This window comes from Chitinophagaceae bacterium, assembly GCA_016710165.1.
In the GTDB taxonomy this organism is placed as follows: Bacteria; Bacteroidota; Bacteroidia; order Chitinophagales; family Chitinophagaceae; genus Ferruginibacter.
Genome location: JADJLJ010000001.1, coordinates 224,299 through 237,998, shown reverse-complemented (window position 1 = coordinate 237,998; position 13,700 = coordinate 224,299). Strand labels below are relative to the sequence as shown.

Genomic DNA, 13,700 nt, shown 5'->3' with positions numbered 1-13,700 from the left:
CAAAATATTCAAAATAGGACACTACCGAAAATCTTGGTATTTACCAATAATTAATTTTTCTGTACGCAGCAATTTTGTGTCATAAAAATTAATCACCATGAAATATGTTTCAAAAACACTCCTGGATGGTTTGTATACACAAACAGAATCCCACATCACAAAAGCGGTCACCGGGTGGCAGCAAATGCCCGCCGAATTTTTTACAGCACAACCCGGCCCCGGCAAATGGAGCGCTGTTCAATGCCTGGAACACTTAAACAGCTATGGCCGTTATTACCTGCCTGCCATGGAAAAAGCCATCGGCAAAGAAGATCAGCAAGCTGATCATGCCTGCTTTAAAAGCGGCCTGCTGGGAAATTATTTTTATAAGCTGATGCTTCCCGGATCTAATGGCATCCCAACGAAGAAGATGAGATCCCCCAAAGACCACCGGCCTGCCGAACAACTGAATACGGCACAGGTGCTGAGTGAATTCATCAGCCAGCTGGAAAAACTGGAACAACTGATCACCCGTTCGCAAAAGCGGGACCTGAACCGGATAAAAGTTCCCATCTCCATCGCCCCGTTCATAAAGCTGAAATTAGGCGATGTGCTCCTGTTCTATACGGCCCATATACAGCGCCACCTGTTGCAGGCAGAACGTGCGATGCTGGCAGCAGGATACCAGCCGGCAAAGGGAACAATACTCCCGGTAAAGAACAGCGGGGTACCTGTTTAACCAAATTCCGCAATTCATACCACCGGTTCGCCATTTCATTCAGCATCCGGTTGATTGACAGCATGGGGATATGGATTTTTGTTTCATCAATCACCATTAAAATTACAGCCATGAAGCGTTACAACATTTTTTACCAGGTCCACAAGGGATTAAGGGCCATGCTTTACGAAACAGCCATCCTGCTGCAGCAGACCGATTTCAGCAACGAAGAAGAAACCAATACCATTGCGGAATGCATCAGCGAGGTGGTGGTGCTGTTCGACAAACATGCCCATTCCGAAGACAGCAATATTTTAAATACGATTGAATCATTTGAACCATCGGTTGCCGGTTTATTTGCAGCCGAACACGTAAAAGATCATGAGTTGAGCAACCGCCTTACTGCCCTGGTGAATATGCTGCATGCCGCAACCCTTGATCAGAAAAAGAACAACTGGGAAGTGCCCTCCGGGTGGCGTTCACCGAATTCGTGGCATTTAACCTGGAACATATGGCCAAGGAAGAAAGGGAACTGAACCGGCTGCTGTGGGATAATTTTTCTGATGAAGAATTGCACGGCATCACCATGCAGATCATCTCCCAGATACCGGTTGACCTGCTGAATGCATTCAACTTCTGGATGATGCGTGGGCTCAGCAACAACGAGATCATCCACTGGCTCAAACAGATCAAGAATACAGCGCCGGATGCCGTATTCAACGGCATGATGCAACTGGCAGAGACGGAATTATCACAACAACGCTTCAGCATCGTTACGGAATCGCTAACCGAAGGCGCCATGCTGGCCTGAACAAACAACAATACGTATAACCATAAAAAACAAAAGCCATGAAAGTAAGATCATTATTAGCCGCAGCACTGTTCGTTACCACAACAGCCTTTGCGCAAACAGAGAAAAAAATAGACACCAAAAAAACACAGGTTCCCGTATTCAACCAGGTCAATATCGACGTTCCCATAGAAGTGGTGCTGGTTGAGGCAATGACCCCGGGGTCATTTACCTGGTGGGTGATGCCAGACTTTTCGATGACCTAAACCTGGATGTAAAAAATGAAGAGTTGAGAATATCAGCTAAAAAGATCATGAACTACAAATCAAAACTAACCGTGGAAGTGCATGTAAAAAACCTGGAAAAACTTACGGTTCAGAAGGAAGCCCTTGTCTTTTCAGGTAATACACTGCAATCTAAAAAGGTAAATGTATACATCGCCGGCGGAAGTAAGGCAAGCCTTGTATCAACCGGTTTGATATTCATCTACTCAGAGGATGAATCAGAACTGGTTTTCTTACGCAAAACAGCGGGTGTAACGGTCGAAAACAGGTAATAAGCATCCATAGTGTGTTTGGGTTGAAACAGGGGTTTTAAAAGCTCCTGTTTTTAGTTTTACAGCCACAAAGCTTGCTGAAGCACAAATTTCCCGCCGGGTTTCGTAACCTGAGTTTTTTTTAGGATATTTGCCCAATCTCCTGAAATAATGAAGATATTAATAAAGCAAGCGCAGATCATTTCCCCCTCCTCTCCTTTTAACGGACAAATCAAAGACATTTTAATTTCGAACGGCCAGATCGCAAAGATCGCAGATTCGATCACCGAAAATGCCGACCAGGTTGTTGAACAGGACGGGTTGTGCACAAGCATCGGCTGGATGGACCTGTTCGCCGATTTTGCCGACCCGGGCTTTGAATACAGGGAGACCATTGAATCGGGAGCAAAAGCCGCAGCCGCAGGTGGATTCACGGATGTGATGCTGGTGCCGAATACCAACCCGGTTGCCGACAGCAAATCACAAATTGATTACATCATTCAAAAAGCAAAACAACTTGCTGTAAATATACATCCCATTGCTGCCATCAGCAAAAAGACCGAAGGAAAAGAACTGGCCGAGATGTACGATATGCAGCAGACCGGGGCCATCGCTTTTAGCGACGGGATACACCCGGTTCAGAATTCGGGCCTGCTGCTGAAAGCGCTTCAGTATGTAAAAACGGTTGACGGAACCGTGATACAGGTACCGGATGATACCAGCATCGGTGCAAACGGCCTGGTGAATGAAGGACTTATTTCCACACAGATGGGCTTGCCCGGCAAACCGGCCATGGCCGAAGAACTGATGGTGGCAAGGGATATCAAACTGGCAAGGTATGCCGACAGTAATATCCATTTCTCCGGCGTTTCATCCCCCAAAAGCCTGGAATATATTAAACGGGCAAAGGAAGGAGGAATAAAAATCAGCTGCTCCATCACTCCTTACCAGGTATTCTTTTGCGATGAGGACCTGCAACAGTATGATACCAACCTGAAACTGAACCCGCCTGTACGGAACCGGGCCGATATGATGGCCATCCGCAAAGCCCTGCTCGACGGAAGTATTGACTGCATAGCCTCCCACCACCTGCCGCAGCATTGGGACGGTAAAGCCTGTGAATTTGAATATGCAAAACCCGGGATGATAAGCCTGGAGACCATGTTTGCCGCCGTACATACGGCCGGTTTGCCGGTAGAAAATTTTGTGCAGATGCAAACGGTGAATGCACGGAAACTATTTGGCCTGGCGGTTCCGGAGATCAAAGAAGGAGAAATGGCCTGTATCACTTTATTCAACCCGGGTGCAGCATTTACTTACACCGAAGGAATGATACGGTCACGGTCAAAGAATTCAGCTTTCCCCGGAAAGAAACTGAAAGGGACCGTGCTGGGTATAATCAATAAGGGACAAATACAGTTGAACCAATAATATGCTGCAGAAAATAAATGCTACCAGAAAGGGATTGCTGACCGGGTTATTGATGGCAGGGCTGGTATTGTTCTTTTATTATGGATTGAAATATCCCCTTAATGGCAAGGAACAGTATGTCATTTACAGCATTTACCTGGCCGGGATAATATGGAGCCTGTTCGCATTCATGCAGGCGAAGGGTGAGAACAAACCATTTAAGGAATACTTTTCAACGGGCTTTAAGACATTCATTGTAGCCACTTTATTAATGGTGGTCTTTACCTTTATCTTTTTTAGCTTTGATACATCCTACAGGGAATCGGGTATTGCAGAAAATAATAAATTGCTTTTACAGGAAGGGAACCATACTCCCGCTGAAATTGAAAGTAATGCACAGCAACTGAGAAAGATATTTATGCCGATGATGCTCGGGATCACCACGTTCAAATACCTGGTATTGGGAGCGTTGGTAACAGCAGTGGGCGCTGGTTTTTTAAGTCAACGAAAACAATAAACGATCAAGCATGCACCTTTCAATTGTAATACCGCTTTATAACGAGGAAGAATCATTGCCGGAATTATCGGCATGGATAGAAAAGGTGATGCGGGAGAATGATTTTTCCTATGAAGTGATCATGATCGATGATGGAAGTACGGATGGCTCCTGGAAAGTGATCGAAGGTCTCCGGGATAAGAATACCAATATCAAAGGGATAAAATTCCAGCGCAACTATGGCAAAAGCGCTGCACTGAATGAAGGCTTCAAGGCATCGCAGGGAGATGTGGTGATCACCATGGATGCCGATATGCAGGACAGTCCCGATGAGATACCCGAACTGAGAAGAATGATCGTGGAAGACGGGTACGATATGGTGAGCGGATGGAAAAAGAAACGGTATGATAATACGCTGACAAAGAATATCCCCTCCAAGTTATTCAATGCCGCAGCCCGGGGAATGAGCAAGATAAAGCTCCATGATTTCAACTGTGGCCTTAAATCGTACAGTAAAAAAGTTGTGAAGAGTATTGAAATATATGGCGAAATGCACCGCTATGTACCTGTGCTGGCCAAATGGTCCGGCTTCCGGAAAATAGGCGAGAAAGTGGTGGAGCACCGGGCCAGGAAATACGGCGTTACCAAATTCGGATGGAGCCGTTTTGTAAACGGGTTTCTCGACCTGATGACCATCTTTTTTGTAGGCAAGTTCGGGAAAAGGCCCATGCACTTTTTCGGGCTGTGGGGCACGGTATGTTTCCTCTTTGGCCTGATCATTTTCCTTTACCTTACCGTCTCAAAATTCTTTTTCGACCAGACCGGTCTCACACAACGGCCTTTGTTCTTTTTTGCCATACTGGCCATGATCATCGGTTCGCAATTATTCCTGGCCGGGTTCATCGGGGAACTGATCTCCCGCAATTCACCGGAGCGGAATAATTACTTAATAGAACAAAAAACGGGGTTTTAATGATAGAAACACGTGACCTGAAAACCAAAGCCCAAGGTCGAACCTTTGGGCCCAGAAGAAAATAAAACCACCCTAAACAGTGTCATCAGCGTTTCTATATAAAAAAATAATCATCATCGGCCCGGCGCATCCTTTACGTGGCGGTGGCATGACGACATTCAATGAACGGCTGGCCAAACAATTCCATGATGAAGGTCACCAGGTAATCATTTATTCTTTCTCTTTACAATACCCCGGTTTTTTATTTCCCGGCAAAACACAATTCACGGATGAACCGGCGCCTGCAGGCCTTGACATAAGGACCCGGATCAATTCGATCAATCCTTTTAACTGGCTGCGTGTTGGCAGGGAGATCAAAAAGCTGGGTCCCGATATTGTGGTAGTACGTTACTGGCTCCCGTTCATGGGACCCTGCCTGGGAACCATCCTGCGCATCATCAAAAAAAACAAGCACAGCAGGATCATCTGCATTGCCGACAACATCCTTCCCCATGAAAAACGGATCGGCGACAAGCCCTTCACCCGTTATTTCATAAAACCCGTGGATGCATTCATAACCATGAGTGAAAAAGTAATGAACGACCTGCGCTCATTTACCAGCACCAAACCGGCAAAGCTTGTTCCGCATCCGCTGTATGACAATTTTGGAGAGAAGATCACGAAAGAAGAAGCCAGGGAAAAATTAAAAATTAAAAATGAAGAATTAATAATCCTGTTCTTCGGCTTCATCCGTAAATACAAGGGCCTGGACATTTTGCTGAACGCCATGAAGTTGCTCCAAAACCGCAAACCTGCCTACCGGACAGGCAGGCCTCAAACCCCAAACATTAAACTCCTCATTGCCGGGGAATTTTATGAAGACCGGAAAACCTATGATGAGCTGATAAGCCGCTTGGGTATCAGGGACAGTCTGATAATGCAAACAAGATTTATCCGTAATGAAGAAATACGATATTTCATGTGTGCGGCTGACCTGGTGGTGCAACCTTACCGCAATGCAACACAGAGTGGCGTTACTCCCCTCGCCTATCATTTCGAGGTTCCCATGATCGTTACCAATGTGGGCGGCTTACCATCCATGGTGCCGGATAATAAAGCCGGGCTGGTTGCTGAACCCACAGCAGAATCACTGGCTGAAAAAATAACCGCATACTTTGAAAAAGGCGAAAATTATTTTATCCCCGGCCTGCTGGAAGAAAAGAAAAAGCTGAGCTGGACAAAAATGGTTGAAAGCATACTGAACGTTTAAAGGTTGAAGAGTTGAATACATCCTGAAGAGACCGGGGCTAACCCTTAAACCCTTCAACCTTTAAACGTTTTAACCTGGCCACCCTTTAAACTTATTTACAGTAAATTGCGATCTTAAATAGCTACATGATCTTCAGAAGTAAAGCTCCTTTAAGAATTGGCCTCGCCGGGGGGGGCACCGATGTAAGCCCGTACAGTGACCAGTTTGGCGGAGCCATCCTGAACAGCACCATTTCTCTCTCTGCCTATGCATCGATAGAACCGATGGATGAAAACAGGATCATCATCCGGGCATTTGACAGGGAGGAAGAACAGGTATTTGATGTGGCTGAACAATTGCCCATTGACGGAACACTTGACCTGCTGAAAGGTGTTTACAACCGGGTTCAGAAAGATCATCCCATGCCATTGAAGGGTTTCCGGCTCTCTACTTTTGTGGATGCACCGGCTGGTTCAGGCCTGGGAACCTCTTCTACCCTTGTGGTAGCAGTACTCGGGGCATTCCTGGAAATGCTGAAAATAAAGATGGATGAATACGCCATTGCAAAATATGCCTACGATATAGAACGGAACGACCTGGGATTAGCAGGCGGTAAACAAGACCAGTATGCAGCCACTTTCGGCGGCGTCAACTTCATGGAGTTCTATGCCGGTGATAAAGTGATCGTAAATCCCCTTCGCATCAAGCCCCAATACCTGTATGAACTGGAAAATAACCTGGTGCTGTATTTCACCTCCACTTCCCGGGAAAGCGCCGCCATCATCAAAGAGCAGGTAAAGAATGTGAATGAGAAGAACGAAAAGAGCATTGAAGCCATGCACCACCTGAAAGAACAGGCAAAGATGATGAAGGAAGCATTGCTGCAGGGAAAGCTGGATGAGATCGGCGTCATTCTTAATTATGGTTTTGAACAGAAGCGGAACATGGCTGCCAATATCAGTAATGATGCCATCGAAAAAGTATATGCCGCTGCAAAACAGGCCGGTGCTACCGGCGGAAAGATAAGCGGCGCCGGCGGGGGTGGTTTTATGATCTTTTATTGTCCCGGTAACACCCGTCATGCGGTTATTAAAACATTGAATAATTTTGGCGGACAGGTCAGGGATTATTCGTTCACCAAGCACGGGTTAACTACCTGGGCTGTTTAACTAAAACTATGAACCAGATAAAGGATATCATCCAGGCTTCCATCACCGTGAAGCAGGATGTGCTGAAAGATGAGACCTTGCAGAAAACCGTAAAAGATTGCATTGCCGTGATCGTGAAGGCATTCCGGAACGGCAACAAGGTCCTGTTCTGTGGCAATGGCGGTAGTGCTGCCGATGCACAGCACCTGGCTGCCGAGTTCAGCGGCCGTTTTTATACCGACCGGGATGCATTGCCTGCCGAAGCGCTGCACTGCAACACCTCGTATCTTACAGCAGTAGCCAACGACTACAGCTATGATGTGATCTATTCGAGGCTTATTAAAGGCATCGGCAACAAAGGCGATGTACTGATCGGCCTGAGTACCTCCGGCAACAGCAGGAATATTTACAATGCGTTTGAAGTGGCAAAAGAAAAAGGGATGACAACCATTGCGTTCACCGGCGCTACCGGCGGAACCATGAAAGCGCTTCCCGACCACCTGATCAATGTTCCTTCTACCGATACCCCAAGGATACAGGAAAGTCATATCATGCTCGGCCATATAATCTGTCAGTTGGTAGAAGCAGAATACTTTGCTGCCCCAAACCCCTAAAGGGGCTTTAGACTCTAAGAAAATAAACCTTATTATTAAGTGCAAGAACCTAAAGATATTGAACTCCAAAGCTCCCCCTCATCCACGGACAAGGGGTTGGAGGTCGAAGCCATCATACTTGCCGGGGGGTTGGGAACACGATTGCGTTCTGTTGTTGCCGATATACCCAAGTGTATGGCACCGGTCGCAGGCAAACCATTTATTCATTTTGTGATTGAACAATTAAAACGGCAGGGGATCAACCGGTTCATATTTTCTCTTGGGTATAAACATGAGTTGATCGAAGAATGGTTGCATGCACAATATCCAACGCTCAATATTCAATGTTCTATTGAGGACGAACCACTGGGGACCGGGGGCGCTGTTAAACTGGCCTGCAGCCATGCAACCGGTAAAAATGTGTTGATACTTAACGGCGATACTTTCTTCAATATTGACCTGGAGCTGCTATCTGCATTTCATGAGACCATGGATGCCGATTGTACCCTTTCGTTGAAACCGATGCAGGATTTTGACCGCTATGGAGGGGTGGAGATCAGCCATGACCATTCCATTACCAGTTTCCGGGAAAAAAGCCATTACGAAGAAGGATTCATCAACGGGGGTATTTATGCACTGAACAGGGAAAAATTTCTGCAGGAAGACCTTCCTCAGAAATTCTCTTTCGAAAAAGATTACCTGGAGCAGTTCTTTACCCGCAGAAAAATGGTTGGCCTGGTACAGGACGAATATTTCATTGATATCGGCATACCGGAAGACTATGAAAGAGCGCAGGTAGAATTAAGAATTAAAAATTAAGAATGAATCCAACCAATTCGTGTAATTCGTATTAATTAGTGTATTCCATGATCGATCTGACAAAAATAGATAATAGCTGGACGCTGTTCCTTGACCGGGACGGGGTGATAAACCATGAAAAGGAGAAGGACTATATCCATACCTGGGATGAGTTTCGTTTTTATAAAGGTGTTAAAGAAGCCATGGCTGTTTTTGCAAAAAAGTTCAGGCATATCATCGTTATCACAAACCAGCGGGGCATCGGCAAGGGGGTAACCCGGATGGAGGATGTGGAACGGATCCATAAGAACATGAAGGCAGAAATTGAAAAGGCCGGTGGCAGGATCGATGCCGTTTATTTTTCACCGGATGTGGAGGATACCAGTCCCGACCGGAAGCCGAACAATGGCATGGGATTGCGGGCGCTGAAAGACTTCCCGGATATAGATAATGCAAAGGCCATCATGATCGGCAATACACTAAGTGATATGCAGTTTGGCCGCAACATGGGCCTGAAGACCATTTTCCTGCCAACCACCCGGCCGGAAGTTGACCTGGATGATGAACGCATTGATGCTGTGTATGATTCTCTCTTATCGTTTGCAAAAGCCATCCGTTGATATTTAATTACCCTTGGGTTTCGTGTAATGCCCTGCCTTGTTCTAAGCTTAAGTTAAATTTTTAACAGCGCCGGTAATTTTGCAGCCAATATATTTAAGGAATAACTATTTTTAAGGCATGAAGAAACTAGTGGGTTTATTCCTGGTATCCATTCTTTGCCAATCATCCTTTGCACAGGGTACCGGCAGGAGCGATCTTAAGCTCCTGCAGCAAAAAGAAGACTCGTTAAAAGGGATTGCCCGGAAGATCATACAAGGCATTAATGCAGACGACCGTTTCAATGCCGACAGTACGTTCACCCGCATGCTGGTAAGGGCGCTTAAAACACCGCATTCATTCCATTTCCCGTTCGATTCGCTGGAAACGGTATCCAGGTTATATGCACCCGACAGCAGTTTCCGCATTTTTACCTGGCAACTAATCATCAACGATAATATCATCCGCCAGCACGGGGCCATACAGATGAAGACCTGGGATGGCGCATTAAAATTATTCCCGCTCATCGATAAATCGGACGTGACCACCGGCATTGCAGACACCATCGGGAATAATTACGGATGGATCGGCGCCATTTATTACAAGATCATTCAGAAAAAAAGTTCCAACCAGAATTATTATACCCTGCTGGGTTTTGATGAGAACAATATCCGCAGCAGCCGCAAGATCATTGAAGTACTCAACTTCCTGAATGATGAGCCCACGTTTGGCGGCCGCTATTTCAGTTACGAGGAAGACAGTGTTTTTAAGTCATCCCAAAGCCGCTATGTGATGGAATTTAAAAAAGATGCAGGCCCCCGCCTGTCTTACGACACTGATATGGACATGATCATCGTTGAACACCTGGTTTCAGAATCCAATGAGCCGAAAAAGGAATGGACACTTGTTGGCGACGGGGATTACGAAGGCTTTAAATGGAAGAACGGCAAATGGGTGCATGTAGAGAAGGTGTTCAATTATGTAACACCAGATGGACAGGCGCCGCTGCCCAATCCTGTCCGTAATCAATCAGGAGATCTGATGGAAGATAAATTGGGCACTGGTAATCCAGTTGAACCGGGAAAAAAGAAAGGAAAGGGAGAAGAGGAATAATATCATTCTTACACCAGGTATGTTCCCAGGTCAACCACTTCGCCTTCTCCCAACTTGAATTTTTCCATACTGTCAAGGTCCAGGTCACGCATTACCTTACTTTGAAAGATGAGGGCTTCTCCCCGGTATAAGGCAAAATACAGGTCGGGGTTTATTTCGGGGTTCAGGAAATCCTTATAATCACCGTGTTTGAAAGATATCTTTGCCACGCCGTTATCGTCCAGCGTACTCCTTCCGAGGTAATCATCTTCCATCAGGTCTTTTTCAAACAACCGCATCTCGTAATCAGCGCCGATCAAAGGGGTATCCGTGCCTTTGGCGATAAAGCGGGCCATCACTTCAATATTCATATCGGGATTCAGGGAAAAACTGCTCATGGTCTTTGTATTTAGATCAAAATTACGGTTAAATGATTCTGCATAGAATAATTTCTTTGCGTCCTTCATGAAAACCTTCGTACTCTCTGTGGTAATACTTCTGCTTCTCCCAGGATAAATTAACCACAAAGGGCACGAAGAAAATACAGCATGAAGGGCACTAAGCGTATATCTTCAGCCTCAACAGTTTCAGTTTATGCAGTATAAATCCAAAAGTATTCACCACAATACCCCATCCATAGCGGCAACTGCGGCGGAAGTTTATGGAAGAGGCATCGGCAAAATATTTTGCCGGGCAGCTTATCTCCCCGATCATGTATTTTTTATAGATGATCTGCAACAACAACTGGTTGTCAAAAACAAAATCATCGGAGTTGGCCATAAAGTTGATATCCCTCAGCACTGCTGCGGAATATGCCCGGTAGCCGGTATGGTACTCCGATAATTTCTGTCGCAGTAAAATGTTCTGGAACAACGTAAGGCAACGGTTGAAAAAATATTTGTACCCCGGCATTCCATTCTGCATGGCATCCTTTCCAAGGATGCGGCTGCCGATCACAACGGGGTACACATCGGTGGCGATCAGCTCCGCCATAGGAAGTATCAGCTTTGGATTGTACTGGTAATCGGGGTGCAGCATGATCACGATATCTGCGCCCAATGCCAGCGCCCCGGTATAACAGGTCTTCTGGTTGCCACCATAGCCTTTGTTATTGTCGTGCTTAATGACATGCCGGATGTTCAATGCCCGGGCCACCTGCACGGTTTCATCGGTGCTGGCATCATCCACCAGGATCACTTCATCCACGATGTCGAAAGGAATGTCGGCATAGGTCTGTTCCAATGTTTTGGCTGCATTGTAGGCCGGCATCACCACCACTATTCTCTTTCCTTTGAGCATTAATAAAGTTTTTTTTATTATTCTGAACCACACAGGACATAGGTAACATAGATAAAACATAGATCATTCTATGTTTCTATGTGGTTCAACCATTTCTTCTTTACTTTTCAATATCCTTCTCACCCACTTCAAACAGCAAATAACTATGCTCCACGTGCCCCACCGGTCTTAATTTCCGGATCCATTGGTATTTGCCGGTATTCCAGATATCAAGATAGCTGTCGACCACGAGTACGAATTTCCCGGTTTGCGGTCCTTCCGGCGCCCTTTTTATTTCCGGGTGTTTTTTAAGATGGGCATCCAGCAGGTATTCGGCCTGGGTGATGTTGAGATTACTGGCGCCCACGTATTGCCAGGCATTCTTTTTATGCCCGATGAATTCATTGGTATAGGGATAATAATTATTGAAGTACTGCCCCACACTCATCAGCAGCCACAGGCTGAGCATAAGAAGTAATAACTGATCCCCTTTTTTTCCGGCCTTTTTATAAACCAGTCCGCAAAAAATAAACAGCAGGGGGTACAGGAAAATAAGATGCCGGATGCCGCACTGTGTATTGTATAAAAAACTCATCAGCAGGAGAAAGTAAACAACCGGTGCCAGCAAGAAGAACTCATTCCGCATAAAACCGGTAAAGCGGGAATTGCGCAAGCAGAGGAACGTTGCCCATCCGGCAAGGATAAGATACGGGATGGGCGTTTTAAAAAAGATGCTTACAAAATAATAATTCCAGAAACTGCCGCCGGTACTGCTTTGGCCCAGTATGGTCACATTGGCAAAGGAACTGTTTGGATGGCCACCGCCCAGCTGGTCGTAATATTTGGCCTGGTCAAGACCGGTAACAAACAATTCAGACAAAGGGACCGGCATCCGGCCCGGCAACAACTGCTGCAGTTTTTGAAACAGCGAACTCATAAAATGATAATCCCCCAGCCGCGTATTCATGTGCCAGAAAACAAACCCGGTATTGATGACGACCCAGCTGATACCGGCTGCGATGAGTGTCTTTATAAAAAGGGGTGACCATTTTATTTTCTCTTTCATCACTGTGGCATAAACCAGCAGGCAAAGCGGCGCCAGCACATACAAATGAAAGAGGGATTGCTTCACCAGTTGCGATGCCGCCAGCATTAGGGCAAACCAGATGAAATGTTTATTGCTGCCGGTATTGCAGAACCGCCACAGGCAATACATGGTGGCCAGCAAAAAAAAGACGGAATAGGTTTCGGTGGTCACCAAAACCGCATGCGCCATATTATTGGGGCAGCATACAAATAAAAAAGCGGAGAACAGCCCGGCGTTGACCCCATATAAGTTCCTGCTCCAGTGAAAAACAAGCAGGATGATCAGCACCGAAAAAAACAGGGTGATATACCGGCCCCGGATGGTGTCGGTGGTGCCCCAATCATTGCGGGTAAGGTTTTTATGCAAGACCTGCTCCACCGCCCTGGGCATCACATTCAGCACCGTGACCGGCATCTTGCTGTTATCTTTCTCCGGATTGGTACGGGCAGGGTCGCCTTTCAGCATCTTGATGCCAAAAGCCATGTGAGAGCCCTCGTCGGCCGTAATGGATAGGGCATTGATGGAACAGATACCGTTTACCAGGTACAGCAGAACAAGCAGTGAAAGGAGGATGGTGTGCTTCTTATTCAATAGAAATACTTCGGTAGTAAGCACTAAAGATAAAATTCAAAGACAAATATTCAATGTACAATTTTCAATGCTCAATATTCAATTGGAACAGTCCTTAAGCAAAAAACACTATGCTGAGAAATGAGGTGATTGGAGCACCCTGAACATTGAACATGGAGGGTTGTATATTGAGTATTTAATAATATCGAACAAGGAATTTTGAATTTCGAAATGGGTTTCCGGTCAATATTCAGAATTCCTTGTTGCTTTGACCTCACCCCAACCCTCTCCAAAGGAGAGGGAGATGGATTTCGATTTGTATGAGATCCCGTTTGATAATGATATTCTTCGCAGCAATCTTTGCTTGGTTCTTCTCCGTGATCAGCACCCTGCCAGCTGGCGAAGAGG

General features: G+C 46.0%; 17 protein-coding genes. 14 read left to right on the top strand and 3 right to left on the bottom strand.

Annotated elements, in window-relative coordinates:
- Window positions 1-97: 97 nt before the first annotated feature.
- From IPJ02_01050 to IPJ02_00985, 14 genes are all read left to right on the top strand, one after another.
- Complete coding sequence (locus IPJ02_01050; GenBank protein ID MBK7374192.1) at window positions 98-718, top strand: DinB family protein; 621 nt, start codon at window positions 98-100, stop codon at window positions 716-718.
- A gap of 110 nt (window positions 719-828) precedes the next feature.
- Window positions 829-1,233 (top strand): hypothetical protein, encoded by a 405-nt coding sequence (locus tag IPJ02_01045; GenBank protein ID MBK7374191.1) that lies wholly within the window; start codon window positions 829-831, stop codon window positions 1,231-1,233.
- A complete protein-coding gene (locus IPJ02_01040) occupies window positions 1,209-1,508 on the top strand; it encodes a hypothetical protein (GenBank protein MBK7374190.1) in 300 nt (99 codons plus the stop codon). The genes IPJ02_01045 and IPJ02_01040 overlap by 25 nt, the downstream gene beginning before the upstream one ends.
- 38 nt (window positions 1,509-1,546) lie before the next feature.
- A complete protein-coding gene (locus IPJ02_01035) occupies window positions 1,547-1,753 on the top strand; it encodes a hypothetical protein (protein ID MBK7374189.1) in 207 nt (68 codons plus the stop codon).
- Window positions 1,723-2,043, top strand: a complete 321-nt coding sequence (locus IPJ02_01030; GenBank protein ID MBK7374188.1) for a DUF2807 domain-containing protein — start codon at window positions 1,723-1,725, stop codon at window positions 2,041-2,043. Before IPJ02_01035 ends, IPJ02_01030 begins: the two co-directional genes overlap by 31 nt.
- A 150-nt stretch (window positions 2,044-2,193) precedes the next feature.
- Window positions 2,194-3,453, top strand: coding sequence for a dihydroorotase (locus IPJ02_01025; protein MBK7374187.1), 1,260 nt, complete (start codon window positions 2,194-2,196; stop codon window positions 3,451-3,453).
- Window position 3,454: 1 nt separating this feature from the next.
- Window positions 3,455-3,949 (top strand): DUF4199 domain-containing protein, encoded by a 495-nt coding sequence (locus IPJ02_01020; GenBank protein ID MBK7374186.1) that lies wholly within the window; start codon window positions 3,455-3,457, stop codon window positions 3,947-3,949.
- A gap of 10 nt (window positions 3,950-3,959) precedes the next feature.
- The gene (locus tag IPJ02_01015; protein ID MBK7374185.1) at window positions 3,960-4,901 is read left to right on the top strand and encodes a glycosyltransferase family 2 protein; all 942 of its coding nucleotides are present in this window, start codon (window positions 3,960-3,962) and stop codon (window positions 4,899-4,901) included.
- 148 nt (window positions 4,902-5,049) lie between these two features.
- Window positions 5,050-6,150, top strand: coding sequence for a glycosyltransferase family 4 protein (locus IPJ02_01010; protein ID MBK7374184.1), 1,101 nt, complete (start codon window positions 5,050-5,052; stop codon window positions 6,148-6,150).
- 125 nt (window positions 6,151-6,275) lie between these two features.
- On the top strand, window positions 6,276-7,298 hold the full coding sequence (locus IPJ02_01005) for a dehydrogenase (protein MBK7374183.1): 1,023 nt from the start codon (window positions 6,276-6,278) through the stop codon (window positions 7,296-7,298).
- An 8-nt stretch (window positions 7,299-7,306) separates the two neighbouring features.
- Window positions 7,307-7,891, top strand: coding sequence for a D-sedoheptulose 7-phosphate isomerase (locus IPJ02_01000; GenBank protein ID MBK7374182.1), 585 nt, complete (start codon window positions 7,307-7,309; stop codon window positions 7,889-7,891).
- Window positions 7,892-7,987: 96 nt separating this feature from the next.
- Window positions 7,988-8,689: a nucleotidyltransferase family protein gene (locus IPJ02_00995; protein MBK7374181.1), complete on the top strand. Its 702-nt coding sequence runs from the start codon at window positions 7,988-7,990 to the stop codon at window positions 8,687-8,689.
- A 47-nt stretch (window positions 8,690-8,736) separates the two neighbouring features.
- Window positions 8,737-9,288, top strand: coding sequence for an HAD-IIIA family hydrolase (locus IPJ02_00990; GenBank protein MBK7374180.1), 552 nt, complete (start codon window positions 8,737-8,739; stop codon window positions 9,286-9,288).
- 118 nt (window positions 9,289-9,406) lie between these two features.
- Window positions 9,407-10,378, top strand: coding sequence for a hypothetical protein (locus tag IPJ02_00985; protein ID MBK7374179.1), 972 nt, complete (start codon window positions 9,407-9,409; stop codon window positions 10,376-10,378).
- A gap of 8 nt (window positions 10,379-10,386) precedes the next feature.
- Here the strand turns inward: IPJ02_00985 and IPJ02_00980 are convergent, their stop codons facing one another.
- The 3 genes from IPJ02_00980 to IPJ02_00970 all read right to left on the bottom strand — a co-directional run bounded on the left by IPJ02_00980 (window position 10,387) and on the right by IPJ02_00970 (window position 13,337).
- Window positions 10,387-10,824, bottom strand: a complete 438-nt coding sequence (locus tag IPJ02_00980) for a hypothetical protein (GenBank protein MBK7374178.1) — start codon at window positions 10,822-10,824, stop codon at window positions 10,387-10,389.
- Window positions 10,825-10,915: 91 nt separating this feature from the next.
- The gene (locus IPJ02_00975) at window positions 10,916-11,656 is read right to left on the bottom strand and encodes a glycosyltransferase family 2 protein (protein ID MBK7374177.1); all 741 of its coding nucleotides are present in this window, start codon (window positions 11,654-11,656) and stop codon (window positions 10,916-10,918) included.
- A gap of 100 nt (window positions 11,657-11,756) precedes the next feature.
- Window positions 11,757-13,337, bottom strand: a complete 1,581-nt coding sequence (locus tag IPJ02_00970; GenBank protein ID MBK7374176.1) for a glycosyltransferase family 39 protein — start codon at window positions 13,335-13,337, stop codon at window positions 11,757-11,759.
- Window positions 13,338-13,700: the final 363 nt, after the last annotated feature.